The following is a 16465-nucleotide window of genomic DNA, read 5'->3' as shown; positions in this document are numbered from 1 at the left end:
TTTAATACTCTACCGCTGTCCGCCGCCATGCTGGCTAACCTCGAATCACTCGGTTATGCCCAGATGACGCCGATCCAGGCGCAGAGCTTGCCGGTGATTCTCAAGGGCATGGACCTGATCGCCCAGGCCAAGACCGGTAGCGGCAAGACCGCGGCCTTCGGCATCGGCCTGCTGAACCCGATCAACCCGCGCTTCTTCGGTTGCCAGGCACTGGTGATGTGCCCGACCCGCGAGCTGGCCGACCAGGTCGCCAAGGAAATCCGTCGACTGGCCCGTGCCGAAGACAACATCAAGGTCCTGACCCTGTGCGGCGGCGTGTCCTTCGGCCCGCAGATCGCCTCCCTTGAACACGGCGCCCACATCATCGTCGGCACGCCAGGGCGCATCCAGCAACACCTGCGCAAGGGCTCGCTGGTGCTGGACGGCCTCAACACGCTGATCCTCGACGAAGCCGACCGCATGCTCGACATGGGTTTCTACGACGCCATCGAAGACATCATCCAACAGACCCCGGAACGCCGCCAGACGCTGCTGTTCTCGGCCACCTACCCGGTGGGCATCAAGCAACTGTCGTCCAAGTTCATGCGCAACCCGCAGCAAGTGAAGGCCGAGGCGTTTCACTCCGACGCGCAGATCGAGCAGCGCTTCTACGAGATATCGCCCGAGGAGCGCATGGACGCGGTGGTCAAGGTGCTGGCGCATTTCCGCCCGGCTTCCTGCGTGGCGTTCTGCTTCACCAAGCAGCAGGTCCAGGAAACCGTCGACCACCTGACAGCCAAAGGCATCTCCGCCGTGGGCCTGCACGGGGACCTGGAACAACGTGACCGTGATCAGGTGCTGGCGATGTTCGCCAACCGCAGCACCTCCGTGCTGGTAGCCACCGACGTGGCGGCCCGTGGCCTGGACATCGATGCCCTGGACATGGTGATCAACGTTGAGTTGGCGCGGGATTCGGAGATTCATATCCACCGCGTCGGCCGCACCGGGCGCGCCGGGGAAAAAGGCATCGCCATCAGCCTCGTCGCACCGTCCGAAGCCCACCGCGCCCAGGCCATCGAGCAACTGCAGAAATCGCCGCTGAGCTGGGACCAGTTGGACAACCTCAAGCCCCAGGGCGGTGGTCCGCTGCTGCCGGCCATGAGTACCCTGTGCATCGGCGCCGGGCGCAAGGACAAGGTCCGCCCCGGCGATATCCTCGGCGCCCTGACCGGCGAGGCCGGTATCCCTGGTGCCCAGGTCGGCAAGATTGCGATTTTCGACTTCCAGGCCTATGTGGCCGTGGAACGCGGCATCGCCAAACAGGCCTTGCAACGCCTGAACGATGGCAAGATCAAGGGGCGCTCGCTGCGGGTGCGGATCCTGTAAGCGATCTTCCATCCAACGAAGATCCCCTTGTGGGAGCGGGCTTGCTCGCGAAGGCGGTGTATCAGTCGATTCAATGTTGACTGACACACCGTCTTCGCGGGCAAGCCCGCTCCCACATTGGTTTGTCGGTGAAATTAAAATTTGTGAGAGGACACCGTTTTGCGCTCTACCGAAGTCGTGATCATTGGCGCTGGCGCCGCCGGATTGATGTGCGCATTGACCGCCGCCGCGCGCGGGCGCCAGGTGCTGTTGCTGGACCACGCCAACAAGGCCGGCAAGAAAATCCTCATGTCGGGCGGTGGGCGTTGCAATTTCACCAACATGTACACCGAGCCGGGCAACTTCCTCTCGCAGAACCCGCATTTTTGCAAATCGGCCCTGGCGCGCTACACCCAGTGGGATTTCATTGCCCTGGTGGCCAAGCACGGCGTGCCCTATCACGAGAAAAAGCTCGGCCAGTTGTTCTGCGATAACAAGTCCAGCGACATCCTCGGCCTGTTGCTGGATGAATGCGACCAGGCCGGCGTCAGCCTGCACCTGGACACCTCGATCACCCACATCGAAAAAACCGACAGCGGCTACCTGCTGCAAACCACCCTCGGCGCCATCGCCTGCCAGTCCTTGGTGATCGCCACGGGCGGGCTGTCGATCCCGACCTTGGGCGCCACCGGCTTCGGCTACCAAGTCGCCCAGCAATTCGGCCACCAACTGCTGCCCACCCGCGCCGGGCTGGTGCCGTTCACCATCACCGACCAGCTCAAGGCATTGTGTACCGAACTCTCCGGCACATCGGTGGACTGCCTGGTGAGCTGCAACGACCAGAGCTTTCGCGAGAACATCCTGTTCACCCACCGCGGCCTGAGCGGCCCGGCGATCTTGCAGATTTCGTCGTTCTGGGAGCCGGGCGATACGGTGCAGATCAACCTGCTGCCGGATCACGACGTGCCGCAGTGGCTGCAACAGCAACAGGCCGAGCGCCCCAACAGCGAATTGAAAACCCTGTTGGGCGAACTGTTCACCAAGAAGATGGCCAACCTGTTGGCCGACAGCTGGTTCGTGTCCAAGCCCATGAAGCAATACACCCACGCTGAGTTGGCGGACATCGCCGAAAAACTGGCGAGCTGGAACGTGGTCCCGGCCGGCACCGAAGGCTACCGCACCGCCGAAGTCACCCTGGGCGGCGTCGACACCCGGGAAGTCTCGTCCAAGACCATGGAGTCGCTGAAAAGCCCTGGCTTGTATTTCATCGGCGAAGTGCTGGACGTCACCGGCCATCTGGGCGGGTTCAACTTCCAATGGGCCTGGGCGTCGGGTTATGCGGCTGCGCAGTACGTATGACACAGCACACATCAAATGTGGGAGCGGGCTTGCTCGCGAATGCGGTGAGTCAGTCAATTCGATGCTGCTGACACACCGTATTCGCGGGCAAGCCCGCTCCCACAGTAGGTTGGTGGTGCATCCCGGAACACTTTTTGCTGCCAGATGTGCTCGCCGCCATTGCATCGGCGTCATTACTGCCTCAATTTAGCGTCATTGCCCGTCAGGCCCGTGCACTTCATGTCATCGACCTCGTTTAGCCAGTCTCTGCGTCGCCTTTGGGCGTTGGATAAGTTCAGTTATAGCGTGCGGGTGTTCATCGCCCTGACCGGCAGCATGGGGCTGTGCTGGTACCTGGACGAGATGGCGCTGCTGATCCCCCTGTTCCTGGGCATCATCGCCAGCGCCCTGGCCGAGACCGACGACAGTTGGCAGGGCCGCCTCACTGCGCTGGCTGTGACCCTGGTGTGCTTCACCGTCGCGGCACTGTCGGTGGAGTTGCTGTTCCCATACCCCATCGTGTTCATCGTTGCCCTGGCCCTGGCGAGTTTCGGCCTGACCATGCTGGGTGCCCTGGGCGAACGCTATGGCGCGATTGCCTCGGCCACGTTGATTCTGTCGGTCTACACGGTGATCGGCGTGGATCAGCGCGGCGGCGCTGTCACTGATTTCTGGCACGAGCCCCTGCTGCTGGTGGCGGGCGCGGCGTGGTACGGCCTGCTCTCGGTGTTGTGGCACGCGCTGTTTTCCAACCAGCCGGTGCAGCAGAGCCTGGCGCGGCTGTTTCGCGAACTGGGGCGTTACCTGAAACTCAAATCATCGTTGCTGGAGCCGATCCGTCAGCTGGACATCGAAGCCCGCCGCCTGGAACTGGCCCAGCAGAACGGCCGGGTGGTGGCGGCGCTCAACAGCGCGAAGGAAATCATCCTGCACCGGGTGGGCAATGGCCGGCCGGGGTCGAAAGTCAGCCGCTACCTGAAGCTGTATTTCCTGGCCCAGGACATCCATGAACGCGCCAGCTCGTCTCATTACCCCTATAACGCACTGGCCGAAGCCTTCTTCCACAGCGACGTGCTGTTCCGCTGCCAACGCCTGCTGCGCCAGCAAGGCAAGGCCTGTCAGGCGCTGGCCGAGTCGATCCAGCTGCGCCAGCCGTTCGTCTACGACCATACCTTCGCTGAAGCCCTCAACGACCTGCACGCGTCGCTGGAACACTTGCGCATCCAGAGCAACCCGGCCTGGCGCGGCTTGCTGCGGTCATTGCGGGCATTGGCGGCGAACCTTGGCACTATGGACCGGCTGCTCAGCGACGCGAGCAACCCTGACGCACTGGCCGATGCCACCGACAGCAGCCTGCTGGACCGCTCGCCGCGCAACCTCAAGGACGTCTGGCTGCGCCTGCGCACACAACTCACGCCCACCTCGCTGCTGTTCCGCCATGCCCTGCGCCTGCCCCTGGCCCTTAGTGTGGGCTACGCCGTGGTGCACATGATCCACCCGTCCCAGGGCTACTGGATCATCCTCACCACACTGTTCGTCTGCCAGCCCAACTACGGCGCCACCCGGCGCAAGCTCGGCCAAAGGATCATCGGCACCGCCATCGGCCTCACGGTGGCTTGGGCGCTGTTCGATCTGTTCCCCAACCCGCTGGTGCAATCGTGCTTCGCGATCGCCGCCGGGGTGGTGTTCTTTACCAACCGCACCACCCGCTACACCCTGGCGACAGCGGCGATCACCATCATGGTGCTGTTCTGCTTCAACCAGGTGGGCGACGGCTACGGGCTGCTGCTGCCGCGGCTGTTCGATACGCTGCTCGGCAGCCTGATCGCCGGGCTTGCGGTGTTCCTGTTCCTGCCGGACTGGCAAGGTCGGCGGCTGAACAAGGTGCTGGCCAACACGCTGACCTGCAACAGCATTTACCTGCGCCAGATCATGCAGCAATACGCCACCGGCAAAAGCGATGACCTGGCCTATCGCCTGGCCCGACGCAACGCCCACAACGCCGATGCCGCGCTGTCCACCACGCTGGCCAATATGCTGATGGAACCGGGGCATTTCCGTAAGGAAGCCGATGTGGGGTTCCGCTTCCTCGTGCTGTCCCACACTCTGCTCAGTTACTTGTCAGGCCTGGGCGCGCACCGGGGCACCGAGCTGCCAGCGCACGTGCATGAACAGTTGATCAACGGCGCCGGTGTGAAACTGGCAACGAGCATCGATGAAATCGCCCAGGGGTTGGCGAGCAAGCAAGCGATTGCGATCCAGAGCGATGAAGAAGAAGCCTTGGCCAATGAACTCGAGCAGATGCCCGATGAAATCGATGAGGGCCAGCGGCTGGTGCAGACGCAACTGGCGTTGATCTGCCGTCAGCTGGGACCGTTGCGGACACTGGCGGCGCATTTGATCAAGGACCCCAGCGAGGTCTGAATACTGCGGTGAATGGGCGGGCCTCTTCGCGAGCAAGCTCGCTCCCACAGGGGTATGCATTCCAAACGTGGGAGCGGGCTTGCTCGCGAAGGGGCCAGTCCAGGTACTTACCCTCCAAGCTCACATTCCATGTTGCTTGAGTAACCGCGCATAACTCCCATCCGCCTTCATCGCCGCGATCTCCTGATCGAACTTCGCGATGATTTCCTGGTGCTCCGGGTTCTTCAGGCTGACCAGGATGTGCAGGCTGTTTTCGCTCAACGGCTTGGGCAGGAACTCCACGGCGCTGCGTACTTTGGCGGATTCACGGGCCAGGTAATAGCGGGCCACGTATTCATCCTCCACGGTCAGTTTCACCCGCTCGGCGACCAGCATGCGCACGGCCATGGCGAAGTTATGCACAGGGATCTTTTGCATTTGCAGATCTTCATCGAATTCCTTGGAGTAGGCATACCCCCGGACCACGGCGATGGGATAGGCATGCAACTGTGGCAATTGATCGAACTGGATATCGTCGTCCTTGCGCTTGATGAAACGCACTCGGTTGACCAGGTACTCGGCCGAGAACTGCCCCACCTGCGTGCGCTCTTCGCTGTACCAAGCATTGATCAATACGTCATAACGCCCCTCGCCAATGCCCAGCATCGCCCGGGCCCAGGGCACCTGCTCGAAGTCCGTGGCATAGCCGGCTCGCGCCAGGGCCGTACTGACAATGTCGGTCGCCAAGCCGCCGTTGACCAACGTGGAATCAGTGAACGGTGGCCAGCCATCGGCGACCAGACGCAACTTCTGCGCGCAGGCGCTGTAGCTCAGCAACAGCAACCCGACCAAAGCAAGAGTTCGATGCAATCGAGGCATGCCAGACATCCTTGACGGGTTCAAAGCCCGGTTTGTTTTTAGCCGAAACTCAAGGGATTTCCTCAGGTATCCGGTCCTAACATTAGCTCATCGAAATTGCTGCGCAGTGCTGCAGCGAAGATTACACAAAGAAGACAGCGCTGCGACAAGTGAATGATGGCATTTTGATTTTTTTGCCATTTTCCGGTCGACCGGGAACGAGACTTCCAGCGACGGCCCGCTTAATATCGGCATCAGGTTCTTCAGGAAATTCAAAAAATGGACATCGACTGGGTCTGCAAACATCACAGTGACCTGAGCAAGGAACAGCTGTACGCCATCCTCAAATTGCGCGCCGATGTGTTCGTCGTCGAGCAGAACTGCGCCTACCCGGACGTTGACGGCCTGGACCTGGAAGGCGACACCTGTCACCTGATGGCCTGGCAGGACGACCACCTGGTGGCCTACCTGCGCTTGCTGGACCCGCATTCACAAAACAGCGACGTGGTGATCGGCCGCGTCATCATTGCGCCGCAAGCACGGGGCCAGGGGCTGGGCCACACGCTGATGGAACAGGCGCTCAAACAGGCCGAAAAGCATTGGCCCGGGACGTCGATCTCGCTGTCAGCCCAGGCGCATCTGCAGGGGTACTATGGGCGGTATGGGTTTGAGGTGGTGGGGGTGGAGTATCTGGAGGATGGGATTCCACATATAGGCATGCATCGCCCTTGAAGGCGCCATCGCGAGCAGGCTCGCTCCCACATTTGATCTACGTAGCCCTTGAAGATCCCTGCTCGCGATGAGGCCAGCCCAGGCACAGCCACATCTCAGGGATACTCAAGCACCGCCTTGATCCGCTGCAAATTGCCCTCGATCCAGCCCCGGTCAATCGCACCCCAATCACGAATCCGATAACGTCCGGCGTGATTGCGCGCGCCCTGCTCCTGTTCGAACTCACACAGGATATCCAGGTCGGCCAGGGCCGCGACGGTGTCCTGGGCGGTGCGTCGCGGCATGCCGGTGACCTCGGTGAGGGCCGGGACATTGCTGGCGGCGCCGCTGTCGATCAGGTAAGCCACATACAAGCGACGATAAAAACTGGTCTTGGTCTTGCTGACGTCCATTCGGTCATTCCTTTTGGGATGGCAGATCGCGCCAGGTCAGGTACACCCTGAGATCGAATTCCAACTGGTGGTACCCCGGCAGCATGTGCTCGCAAAGCTGGTAGAACGCCTTGTTGTGGTCCGACTCCCTGAAGTGCGCCAACTCGTGCACCACAATCATCTTCAAGAACTCCGGCGCCGCCTCCTTGAACAGCGACGCGATGCGAATTTCCTTCTTGGCCTTGAGCTTGCCTCCCTGCACCCGCGAAATCGCCGTGTGCAGACCGAGGGCACGGTGGGTCAGGTCGAGGCGATTGTCGAACAACACCTTGTCGATGGCCGGCGCATTACGCAGGTATTGCTGCTTGAGATCCAGGGCATAAGCGTACAAGGCCTTGTCGCTCTGGATCGGATGGCGGCCGGGATAGCGCTGGTGCAGGTAATCGCCCAGTCGATCCTGAACGATCATTTGCTGCACCTGGGCTTGCAGGGCGGCGGGATAGGCCTGGAGGTATTTGAGCGCGGTCATCGGGGCGGCAACAGTTGCAAAAGGTCGCCAGTGTAGCGAATTCAGGCCCGCACCGCGCTCCAGTCGAACGGTGTGGCGAAGGCGCCCGTGTCGTCGGCTACCAAGGGACGTGCCACCAGGAACCCCTGCACATACTCGCACCCATGGGCTTGCAACCACTGATATTGCTCCAGGGTTTCCACCCCTTCGGCGATGACCCGCAAGCCCAATTGCTTGCACAACTCGATCACCGAGGCGGCCAGCGCGGCATCCCGGGGCGACCCTGGCAAGCGGGCGATCAAGTGACGGTCGAGCTTGAGGGTATCGAGTTCAAGGTCACGCAGATGCGCCAGCGAACATGGCCCCGAACCGAAGTCATCCAGCGCCACCCGCACACCGAGGTGACGTAGCAGGTGCAATTGCTTCTGGGTTTCATCAGGGTTGCGCATCAGCGCATCCTCAGTCACCTCAACCTCCAGTTGCCGGGGTTCCAAGGCGTGGCGCTCCAGGACCTGGCGCAGTTCAGTCACCAGGTTCGGCATACCGAATTGGGTGCTGCTCAAGCTCACCCCCAGTACCAGATCGTCGGCGAACAACCGTTCCCAGATTTTGCGCTGGGCCGCGCTGCGATGGTAAATCCAACTGCCCAGCCGGCTGATCAGCCGAGCCTCCTCCAGCAACGGCAGGAACAGGCCCGGCGGCACATCGCCGACGCTGGGGTGCTGCCAACGCAGCAAGGCTTCGAAGCCGCGGATTCGTCCATCGCTGATTCCCACCTGGGGTTGATAGACCATATTGAAGTCGCGGTTCTCGATGGCCGAACGCACGCTTTCTTCAAGCATCAGCCGTGAACGGGCTCGCCCGTTCATTTCCTGATCGTAGAAACGGTATTGCTGGCGTCCCGCGCGCTTGGCTTCGTACATGGCGATGTCCGACGCACGCAACAGCCCATCCAGGTTGGCGCCACAATCGGGATACGTGGCGATGCCGATGCTGGCTCCCAGCGCCACATCCATGCCCTCGATCTGCTGGCAGATCGCGACACGCTCGATGAGTTTCTCGGCGATCTTGGCGGCTTGCTCCGGGAATTCCAGGTCCAGCAGCGCCGTGAACTCATCACCGCCCAGGCGCGCCAGGATGTCGAACGGGCGCAGGCACGCCTTCAGTTGTTCCGACACCCAGCGCAACACCCGGTCCCCGGCGTCATGCCCTAGAGAGTCGTTGACCCGCTTGAAACCGTCGAGGTCCAGGTACAACAGCACCCAGTTGCTTTCCTGTCGCTCGCTGCGCATCAGCAGGTTTTCGGCGGTCTGGTAGAACCCGCGACGGTTGAGCAAACCGGTCAGCGGGTCCGTAACCGCCTGGTATTCGAGTTGCTGATGCAGATGGCGAACCACCGACATGTCCTGGAGCGTCACCACCATCGCCTTCTGCTCGGCGGGCAACGGTGCGCAGGACAAGGCTACCGAAACCTGTTGGCCAGGCGCGGTGCGCATGACGGCGTCGTGCAGGCGGAAGGTCTCGCCACGACGATAGGCCGTGTGGATATCACAATCGGCCCACTCGGCGATGTGCGGTTTCTGCAGGAAATCGAGGAACGGCCGCCCTTGCAACTGCTCGGCGGTGGCATTGAGCAAACGGCAGGTGGACGGGTTGGCGAAGCGGATACCGCCTGCCTCGTCCACCACCAGAATGCCTTCGGCGGCGTTGTCCAGCACCGAGGCGTTAAAGGCCCGGGCCGCTTCCAGATCCTGGCTCAGGCGCTGCAAGGCCCGGCGATTGCGCTGATGCTCGAGCAACGCCTGCACCTTGGGCTTGAGGATCTGCGGGTCGAAAGGTTTGAACAGGTAATCCACTGCGCCATTGGCGTAGCCCTTGATCACCGCATCCTGGGACTGTTCGTTGGCGGTCAGGAAGATGATCGGCGTCAGCCGCGTGCGCTGGCTGCCACGCATCAGGCGAGCCACTTCGAAACCGTCCATGTCGGGCATCTGCACGTCCAGCAGGACCAGGTCGATGTCATGTTCGAGCAGCAGGTTAAGCGCCTCGACACCCGAGGCAGCGGTCATCACTCGCCAATCCGGACGCTGCAACAACGCTCGCATGCTGAGCAGGTTTTCGGGGTAGTCATCAACAATCAAAAGGACGGAGCTGTCGTCGCCAATCGTGGGTTGCGCGCATTCCATGCTGCTTCTCTTATCAGGCGCCATGTCCGTTTTCCGTGGCAAAGCGGACAAATACTGTGAACTCACTCTAGACCGGGATTTTGAAAAGCAGTAGGTGTCATCGCGCCATCATCCAGACAAAGCCCGAAATAGCCGACTAACGGTCACCCTGGTCAGGCATAAAAACTGCAATACCCCTCATGACGTTCAATTGACGTCAAACATCCGCCGACAAAACAACTAAAAGCTCAAATCCCGGTGTTATCAGGACGCCCCTCAAGCGCGGGTTAGAGCCTCACGCTGTGGCGTTCATTCATTTCACTACGTTATGCAGGACCTCAACATGATCGATCTCACTACTTGGAATTTGAGCGTACCCGAAGGCACCCCAGCGATGACCATCGAGACCCCTCGACTGGCCCAAGGGTTCAAGGACCAATACTTCAACGCCGAAACCGGCACCCTGTTCTTCTGGGCCCCGGTAACCGGCACCAAGACCGCCAACGCGATATACCCACGCAGCGAACTGCGTGAGACCTACGCCGATGGCACCCTGCGCAACTGGCTCTATCCGGCGGCGGATAACACCTTGCGTGCGACCCTGACAGTCAATCAGGTACCCAGCTCCGGCAAGATCGTGATCGGCCAGATCCACACCAAGGACAGCACCAGCCCCATGGTGAAGCTGGAGTTCCAGTACAAGACCTCTAGCTCCACCGGCAACATTGTCGCCAAGGTCCGCATGCGTCCGGATGACGAATCGGGCCAGGTGATTACAGTCGCCACCGGCGTCAAGCTCGACCGCAATTTTTCCTACATGATCCACCTCAGCCCAGGTGGTGCGCTGGGGATCAGCGCGGCGGGCTTCAACTGGAGAACCTCGGTGGACCCGACCTGGAAGACCAAACCTCTGTATTTCAAGGCGGGCGTCTATGTGCAGGACAACACTGGCTACACCACCGAAGGCGGAAAAGTGACGTTCAGCCTGCTGGAAATCAAGCACACCACCCTTTAAGGGTATCAAGAGCACCGGTGCAGCAAGGATCGCTGCTCCGGTGCCCCCCGCCTATACAGATGCCATAGCGCCATAGTTCAGCCAAAAACCGAACTAACCGACCAACGGCCAACTATCTCGGGCACAAACACTGCGATGACCACTCTGACGGTCAGTTGACGCCAACCCTCCGCCGTACTGGCATGAGAAAAGGCCGACCCAGGCCTTGTCGAATCGACTCGATAAGTCCGGGCCAGAGCCTCTGGTTGCGTCATGCAGTATTTTCACTCGTATAAAGGACCCGAACATGGTCGATCTTGCAACCTGGAACTTGAGCATCCCTGAGGGCAGCCCTCCAAAAACCATTGAAACGCCCCGGCTGGTGGATGGGTTCAAGGATAAATACTTCAACTCCGAAGGCAGCACCGTGTATTTCTGGTCACCGGTGACCGGCACCAAGACGGAAAACGCGATTTACCCCCGTAGCGAATTACGCGAGACGTACAAGGACGGCACCTTGCGCAATTGGCTGTATCCCGACGCCGACAATAAATTGAGCGCGACGCTGGTCGTCAATCAGGTCCCCAGCAGCGGCAAGATTGTGATCGGGCAGATTCATGCCAAGGACAGCAGCAAGCCCTTGGTGAAACTGGAATACCAGTACAAGGATGATGGCAAGACCGGCGACATCGTTGCCAAGGTCCGCATGCGCCCCAACGACGACGAGGGCCGGGTTGTCACCGTCGCCACTGGCGTGAAGCTTTCCCAGTCCTTCAGTTATCGGCTCCACCTTGATCGTACGGGTGACCTGGGCATTACTGCGGCGGGTCGTAGTTGGTATACCACCATCAGTTCTACGTGGCGGGTCAAACCGTTGTATTTCAAGGCTGGGGTGTATGTTCAGGACAACAGTGGGTATACCAGCGAAGGTGGGAAGGTGACGTTCAGCAAGTTGGATATTGATCACAACACTTAACTGTGTGTTTTCGAAAGTCTCGTGGGGATGTATCTAGGGATACCGTGTGTATATCCGTTCCTGCGGTAACGGCCACTTAGGGTTACGCCCTTACGGCGTCTCACTTTTGAGAAGCGCAAAAGTAAGCAAAACGCTCTTGCCCCACCACTCGGTGCCTCGCCTAGGCTCGGCATGCCCTCAACTCCGGCATTGCTCCGTGGGCCCGAGATCAACGTCCCCCTCGAGGCGGCCTTATAGCCGGCCTGGTTGTTGGAGGGATCGCGTTTCTCCTGTGGGAGCGGGCTTGCTCGCGAAGGCGGTGGGGCAGGTTGCGGTGATGGTGGGTTGTTCGGCGCTTCGCTTGGGTGCGCATTTTCTGCTTATCCTGCCCTTCTGAAATTCTCGTAGGAATTTACTCACCGTGGCGAGGGAGCTTGCTCCCGCTGGGCGGCGAAGCAGCCCCCTCTTTTCGTCAGACCGACCTCATGCCCAGGTTTTACGGCGGCTGCGCCACCGAGCGGGAGCAAGCTCCCTCGCCACGGGGGGCCGGTGCGTCCTACAGGTCGATTTTTGCTTGGAAAATCTGCTCTATAGTTGGGTCTGCCCGCTGGCTTTGATCAGTGGGAGGGTTTCGCAGCCCTGGTGAGTTAGAATCACAACCGTCAAAAATCGGCATAGGCATACGCGCCTGTGTTCGGCTTTCATGGCGGCTGTGTGTGGGAGATCTTCGGGTCTGCCGGGTGCTAACTCCTCGGTCTGCGAACCCGCACATGGCTGCCCCCCAATTGTTTCGCAGCAAAACGGTGGCCAAATTTTCCCTTGAGTTAGAGATTTATTATGTCTACCGAACAATCGTTCCGCCGCTTCACCCCACTTACCCCGATCGCCACCACTCAGCCCGTCCTGTTCATCGACAAAACGGCCGCACTGCCCGAACTCCACGCCTGCGTTAGCGAACGCCTGCACGCCACCCTCGACTACCTGACGCTCATGGCCTGCAGCTCCCTGCGTGACTCAGGCGAAAACGACATCAATACCATCACCAACATCGCCCGGATCATGGTCCAGGATGTGGATGTGTTTGGGGTAATTGAACAACGCGGGCTCGAAGGTCAATAACGCTCCGTTTTGGTGGGAGCGAGCCCGCTCTCGATAGCACTGGATCAGTAGCGGGCGAGATAGTTAGGGGTTGAATCTGCTGCCGTCATCGCGAGCAAGCTCGCTCTCACATTGGATCTTCAGCAGACGCAGAAAATGATGCACCACACAAAACCCTGTGGGAGCGAGCTTGCTCGCGAAGAAGCCAGCAAATCCAGCATCTTCATCAACGGTGACATGCCCTTCGCGAGCAAGCCCGCTCCCACAGGGGAAGCGTGGTGCCACCTGGAACCAGGCCGGCTATAAGGCCGCCTCGCGCTGGCTTTTGATCTTGGGCGCCCCGTTAAACCACGCTGGCCGAACGCAGGCATTGCGCAGTGGGCACCTCGGCATGGATGCCGAGGTAGCCGCGCTGGGTCATGGATGACCCTTCGCGGCGGCCCACGGAGCAATGCCGGAGTGAGGGCGGAACCCTAAGTGGCCGTTACCGCAGCAACGGATATACACACACAACCATGACACCGCACAAACAAAAAACCCGCATCACTGCGGGTTTTTTCACACCACTAAAGCCTCAGTTAACCTTAGCGTTCAACTCACCCTTCAAATACCGCTGATACATCGCTTCCAACGAAATCGGCTTGATCTTCGAAGCATTCCCAGCAGTCCCAAACGCCTCATAACGCGCAATGCACACATCACGCATCGCAGTCACGGTCGCACCAAAGAACTTACGCGGATCAAACTCACTCGGATTGGTCGCCATCAAACGACGCATGGCACCCGTGGACGCCAAACGCAGGTCAGTATCGATATTGACCTTGCGCACGCCGTACTTGATGCCTTCAACGATTTCTTCAACCGGCACGCCGTAGGTTTCTTTAATGTCGCCGCCGTACTGATTGATGATCGCCAACCACTCTTGCGGCACGGAGGAAGAACCGTGCATCACCAAGTGGGTGTTGGGGATGCGCTTGTGGATTTCCTTGATGCGGTCGATCGCCAGCACGTCGCCGGTAGGTGGCTTGGTGAACTTGTAGGCGCCGTGGCTGGTGCCGATGGCGATGGCCAGGGCGTCGACCTGGGTTTTCTTGACGAAATCGGCGGCTTCTTCCGGGTCGGTCAGCATTTGGCTGTGATCCAGCACACCTTCGGCGCCAATGCCATCTTCTTCGCCGGCCATGCCGGTTTCCAGGGAGCCCAGGCAACCCAGCTCACCTTCCACCGAAACGCCGCAAGCGTGGGCCATGGCCACGGTTTGCTGGGTGACACGCACGTTGTACTCGTAGTCGGTCGGGGTCTTGCCGTCTTCGCCCAGGGAGCCATCCATCATCACCGAGCTGAAGCCCAGTTGGATGGAACGCTGGCAGACGTCCGGGCTGGTGCCGTGGTCCTGGTGCATGCACACCGGAATGTGCGGGAATTCTTCGATAGCGGCCAGGATCAGGTGGCGCAGGAACGGCGCACCGGCATATTTGCGGGCACCGGCCGAAGCCTGGACGATCACCGGAGAGTCAGTCTTGTCAGCGGCTTCCATGATGGCGCGCATCTGCTCAAGGTTGTTGACGTTAAAGGCTGGAACGCCGTAGCCGAACTCGGCTGCGTGGTCCAGCATCTGACGCATGCTGATAAGTGCCATTGTGTGTCTCTCCCGGTCGAGGGTCGTTAATCGTGCCAGCCTGCCGGAGCGGCGGCGGCTATTCAAGTCATTGCAGATCGGGGGGTGGTCCCGGTCTGCGTGTTCGGTGAAACAAAATCTCAAATTTTATAGAGGCCCTGTGGGAGCGGGCTTGCTCGCGAATGCAGTTTCACATTCAGCAGATATGCAAGCTGACCCACCGTATTCGCGAGCAAGCCCGCTCCCACATTGGACCTCTGTGGATCAATTGGCCTTGCAACCCCGCCCAATCAAGTCATTGGTGGCGACCCAATACACCAGGCCTTCGTCACCCTTGACGTGAAAAGCCAGCATGTCATCGCTGTACAGCGAACCCGAGGCGCCCGGCTCCTGCTTCAGGTGATAAACCTGATCGGCGCCGCCAAGGCGCACGTCGACTTCCTGGCGGGCGGCATCGGTGTAGCGCCAGAGCACTTTGGCCCCGCTGTCACAGGTCCAGCTTGTCCAGCCCTCTGCAACAGGCTCGGACGAATGCAAAAAACCCAGTTGCGCACAGCCGCCCAGCAATGCCAACGCCATTACGGTGATCAAGCCTTTCATCCGTGTTCCTCGACTGACGACGCGCGCCGCCAGCCATGAGTTAAGAGTCAGACCCGTCAAGGACAACCATGTTCCTTGGCCGGGGTTTGCGTCTCGTATTTGTCCAGGCCGTCCGGCCCGGAACGCTTGTTCAGCACCGGGTTGGTCTCGGCCTGCCAGTCGGCCTGGGAACAGCCATCCTCGGGCATCGACGTGCCTGTTTGCGGGGCCGGGGCCTCCGGGCTGCTTGAGCAAGCCACCAGCATTGTCGTCGCCAACAGCAACGTTAACGTCTTGACCATCGGAACACTCCTTTGCCTGGTCAACGCAGCTTCAGGCCTTGGCCCGGCTTTCCAGGACTTCCACGGCGGGCAGCACCTTGCCTTCGACGAATTCGAGGAACGCACCGCCACCGGTAGAAATGTAGGAGATCTGATCGGCTACGCCATATTTGTCGATGGCCGCCAGGGTATCGCCGCCGCCCGCAATCGAAAACGCAGCGCTGTCGGCGATGGCCTGGGCCAACACCTTGGTGCCGTTGCCGAACTGGTCGAACTCGAACACCCCCACCGGACCGTTCCACAGGATGGTCTGGGACGATTTCAGCAGTTCGGCGAAATGGGCCGCGGTTTGCGGGCCGATGTCGAGGATCATGTCATCTTCGGCCACGTCTGCGATCAGCTTGACGGTCGCGGTCGCGCTTTCGGCGAATTCCTTGGCGACCACCACGTCCACCGGCAATGGCACGCTGACCTTGGCGGCGATTTCACGGGCGGTGTCCAGCAGGTCCGGCTCGTACAGGGATTTACCAACCGGGTGACCGGCAGCGGCCAGGAACGTGTTGGCAATGCCACCACCGACGATCAATTGGTTGCACACCTGGCTCAGGCTGTTCAGTACATCAAGCTTGGTGGACACCTTGGAGCCGGCAACGATGGCAGCCATCGGCTGGGCCGGGGAGCCCAGGGCCTTGCCCAGCGCGTCCAGTTCAGCAGCCAGCAGCGGACCGGCCGCGGCGACCTTGGCGAACTTCGCCACGCCATGGGTCGAGCCCTCGGCGCGGTGGGCGGTGCCGAAGGCGTCCATCACGAACACGTCGCACAGGGCCGCGTATTGCTGGGCCAGTTCGTCGGCGTTCTTTTTCTCGCCCTTGTTGAAGCGCACGTTTTCGAACAGCACGACGTCGCCGGCCTTCACGTCCACGCCGCCCAGGTAATCGGCAACCAATGGCACGTCGCGGCCCAAGGCCTTGCTCAGGTAGTCGGCGACAGGCTTGAGGCTATTCTCGGCCGAGAACTCACCCTCGGTCGGACGGCCCAAGTGCGAGCAAACCATCACGGCCGCGCCTTTTTCCAGGGCCAGCTTGATGGTCGGCAGCGAAGCCAGGATGCGCGCGTCGCTGGTGACAACACCGTCCTTGACGGGGACGTTGAGGTCTTCGCGGATCAGTACGCGCTTACCTTGCAGATCGAGGTCGGACATCTTCAACACGGTCATGGGTC

General features: G+C 60.5%; 15 protein-coding genes. 7 read left to right on the top strand and 8 right to left on the bottom strand.

Features of this window, described 5'->3' with window-relative positions; translation table 11 throughout:
• The first annotated feature begins 27 nt into the window (after positions 1–27).
• The 3 genes from dbpA (at position 28) to yccS (ending at position 5106) form a co-directional block, all read left to right on the top strand.
• Positions 28–1365: an ATP-dependent RNA helicase DbpA gene (dbpA, locus tag PFLQ2_RS25110; RefSeq protein ID WP_256217155.1), complete on the top strand. Its 1338-nt coding sequence runs from the start codon at positions 28–30 to the stop codon at positions 1363–1365.
• A gap of 159 nt (positions 1366–1524) precedes the next feature.
• Positions 1525–2703: an NAD(P)/FAD-dependent oxidoreductase gene (locus PFLQ2_RS25115; RefSeq protein WP_003177564.1), complete on the top strand. Its 1179-nt coding sequence runs from the start codon at positions 1525–1527 to the stop codon at positions 2701–2703.
• A 219-nt stretch (positions 2704–2922) separates the two neighbouring features.
• The gene (gene yccS / locus PFLQ2_RS25120; protein WP_003177563.1) at positions 2923–5106 is read left to right on the top strand and encodes a YccS family putative transporter; all 2184 of its coding nucleotides are present in this window, start codon (positions 2923–2925) and stop codon (positions 5104–5106) included.
• 120 nt (positions 5107–5226) lie between these two features.
• On the opposite strand, the gene PFLQ2_RS25125 is transcribed toward yccS, so the two are convergent.
• Positions 5227–5964 (bottom strand): substrate-binding periplasmic protein, encoded by a 738-nt coding sequence (locus PFLQ2_RS25125; RefSeq protein ID WP_003177562.1) that lies wholly within the window; start codon positions 5962–5964, stop codon positions 5227–5229.
• A gap of 258 nt (positions 5965–6222) precedes the next feature.
• Here PFLQ2_RS25125 and PFLQ2_RS25130 point away from each other — a divergent pair, with 258 nt between their 5' ends.
• Positions 6223–6675: a GNAT family N-acetyltransferase gene (locus tag PFLQ2_RS25130; RefSeq protein ID WP_003177561.1), complete on the top strand. Its 453-nt coding sequence runs from the start codon at positions 6223–6225 to the stop codon at positions 6673–6675.
• Positions 6676–6770: 95 nt separating this feature from the next.
• Here PFLQ2_RS25130 and PFLQ2_RS25135 read toward each other — a convergent pair whose 3' ends face one another.
• The 3 genes from PFLQ2_RS25135 to PFLQ2_RS25145 are packed head-to-tail and all read right to left on the bottom strand — an operon-like array spanning position 6771 to position 9740.
• Positions 6771–7067, bottom strand: coding sequence for a winged helix-turn-helix domain-containing protein (locus PFLQ2_RS25135; protein WP_003177560.1), 297 nt, complete (start codon positions 7065–7067; stop codon positions 6771–6773).
• Between the two features lie 4 nt (positions 7068–7071).
• Positions 7072–7575, bottom strand: a complete 504-nt coding sequence (locus PFLQ2_RS25140; RefSeq protein WP_003177559.1) for a M48 metallopeptidase family protein — start codon at positions 7573–7575, stop codon at positions 7072–7074.
• A 41-nt stretch (positions 7576–7616) separates the two neighbouring features.
• Positions 7617–9740 (bottom strand): putative bifunctional diguanylate cyclase/phosphodiesterase, encoded by a 2124-nt coding sequence (locus PFLQ2_RS25145; RefSeq protein ID WP_003177558.1) that lies wholly within the window; start codon positions 9738–9740, stop codon positions 7617–7619.
• 322 nt (positions 9741–10062) lie between these two features.
• On the opposite strand from PFLQ2_RS25145, the gene PFLQ2_RS25150 reads away from it, so the two are divergent.
• The 3 genes from PFLQ2_RS25150 to PFLQ2_RS25160 all read left to right on the top strand — a co-directional run bounded on the left by PFLQ2_RS25150 (position 10063) and on the right by PFLQ2_RS25160 (position 12787).
• A complete protein-coding gene (locus tag PFLQ2_RS25150; RefSeq protein WP_003177557.1) occupies positions 10063–10734 on the top strand; it encodes a polysaccharide lyase family 7 protein in 672 nt (223 codons plus the stop codon).
• Positions 10735–11020: 286 nt separating this feature from the next.
• Positions 11021–11689, top strand: a complete 669-nt coding sequence (locus PFLQ2_RS25155; RefSeq protein ID WP_003177556.1) for a polysaccharide lyase family 7 protein — start codon at positions 11021–11023, stop codon at positions 11687–11689.
• 816 nt (positions 11690–12505) lie between these two features.
• Positions 12506–12787: a hypothetical protein gene (locus tag PFLQ2_RS25160; protein ID WP_003177555.1), complete on the top strand. Its 282-nt coding sequence runs from the start codon at positions 12506–12508 to the stop codon at positions 12785–12787.
• Between the two features lie 553 nt (positions 12788–13340).
• Here PFLQ2_RS25160 and fba read toward each other — a convergent pair.
• From fba to PFLQ2_RS25180, 4 genes are all read right to left on the bottom strand, one after another.
• Entirely contained in the window at positions 13341–14405 is a 1065-nt protein-coding gene (gene fba, locus PFLQ2_RS25165) for a class II fructose-bisphosphate aldolase (protein ID WP_003177554.1), read from the bottom strand.
• Positions 14406–14648: 243 nt separating this feature from the next.
• Positions 14649–14984, bottom strand: a complete 336-nt coding sequence (locus PFLQ2_RS25170; RefSeq protein ID WP_003177553.1) for an MliC family protein — start codon at positions 14982–14984, stop codon at positions 14649–14651.
• Positions 14985–15040: 56 nt separating this feature from the next.
• Positions 15041–15265 carry a hypothetical protein gene (locus PFLQ2_RS25175; RefSeq protein WP_003177552.1) on the bottom strand — a complete coding sequence of 75 codons (225 nt, stop codon included), beginning with the start codon at positions 15263–15265 and terminating at the stop codon, positions 15041–15043.
• Positions 15266–15296: 31 nt separating this feature from the next.
• The gene (locus tag PFLQ2_RS25180) at positions 15297–16460 is read right to left on the bottom strand and encodes a phosphoglycerate kinase (RefSeq protein WP_003177551.1); all 1164 of its coding nucleotides are present in this window, start codon (positions 16458–16460) and stop codon (positions 15297–15299) included.
• Positions 16461–16465: the final 5 nt, after the last annotated feature.

The sequence above is a fragment of the Pseudomonas fluorescens Q2-87 genome, assembly GCF_000281895.1.
In the GTDB taxonomy this organism is placed as follows: Bacteria; Pseudomonadota; Gammaproteobacteria; order Pseudomonadales; family Pseudomonadaceae; genus Aquipseudomonas; species Aquipseudomonas fluorescens_S.
This window is presented reverse-complemented; position numbering and strand designations above follow the sequence as displayed.

What these genes read in the sequence shown, in the direction of transcription:
- dbpA (WP_256217155.1), top strand. Translation starts at nt 28, where the DNA reads ATGCTGGCTAACCTCGAATCACTCGGTTATGCCCAGATGACGCCGATC.
- yccS (WP_003177563.1), top strand. Translation starts at nt 2,923, where the DNA reads ATGTCATCGACCTCGTTTAGCCAGTCTCTGCGTCGCCTTTGGGCGTTG.
- PFLQ2_RS25125 (WP_003177562.1), bottom strand. Translation starts at nt 5,964, where the DNA reads ATGCCTCGATTGCATCGAACTCTTGCTTTGGTCGGGTTGCTGTTGCTG.
- PFLQ2_RS25130 (WP_003177561.1), top strand. Translation starts at nt 6,223, where the DNA reads ATGGACATCGACTGGGTCTGCAAACATCACAGTGACCTGAGCAAGGAA.
- PFLQ2_RS25135 (WP_003177560.1), bottom strand. Translation starts at nt 7,067, where the DNA reads ATGGACGTCAGCAAGACCAAGACCAGTTTTTATCGTCGCTTGTATGTG.
- PFLQ2_RS25140 (WP_003177559.1), bottom strand. Translation starts at nt 7,575, where the DNA reads ATGACCGCGCTCAAATACCTCCAGGCCTATCCCGCCGCCCTGCAAGCC.
- PFLQ2_RS25145 (WP_003177558.1), bottom strand. Translation starts at nt 9,740, where the DNA reads ATGGAATGCGCGCAACCCACGATTGGCGACGACAGCTCCGTCCTTTTG.
- PFLQ2_RS25150 (WP_003177557.1), top strand. Translation starts at nt 10,063, where the DNA reads ATGATCGATCTCACTACTTGGAATTTGAGCGTACCCGAAGGCACCCCA.
- PFLQ2_RS25155 (WP_003177556.1), top strand. Translation starts at nt 11,021, where the DNA reads ATGGTCGATCTTGCAACCTGGAACTTGAGCATCCCTGAGGGCAGCCCT.
- PFLQ2_RS25160 (WP_003177555.1), top strand. Translation starts at nt 12,506, where the DNA reads ATGTCTACCGAACAATCGTTCCGCCGCTTCACCCCACTTACCCCGATC.
- fba (WP_003177554.1), bottom strand. Translation starts at nt 14,405, where the DNA reads ATGGCACTTATCAGCATGCGTCAGATGCTGGACCACGCAGCCGAGTTC.
- PFLQ2_RS25170 (WP_003177553.1), bottom strand. Translation starts at nt 14,984, where the DNA reads ATGAAAGGCTTGATCACCGTAATGGCGTTGGCATTGCTGGGCGGCTGT.
- PFLQ2_RS25175 (WP_003177552.1), bottom strand. Translation starts at nt 15,265, where the DNA reads ATGGTCAAGACGTTAACGTTGCTGTTGGCGACGACAATGCTGGTGGCT.
- PFLQ2_RS25180 (WP_003177551.1), bottom strand. Translation starts at nt 16,460, where the DNA reads ATGACCGTGTTGAAGATGTCCGACCTCGATCTGCAAGGTAAGCGCGTA.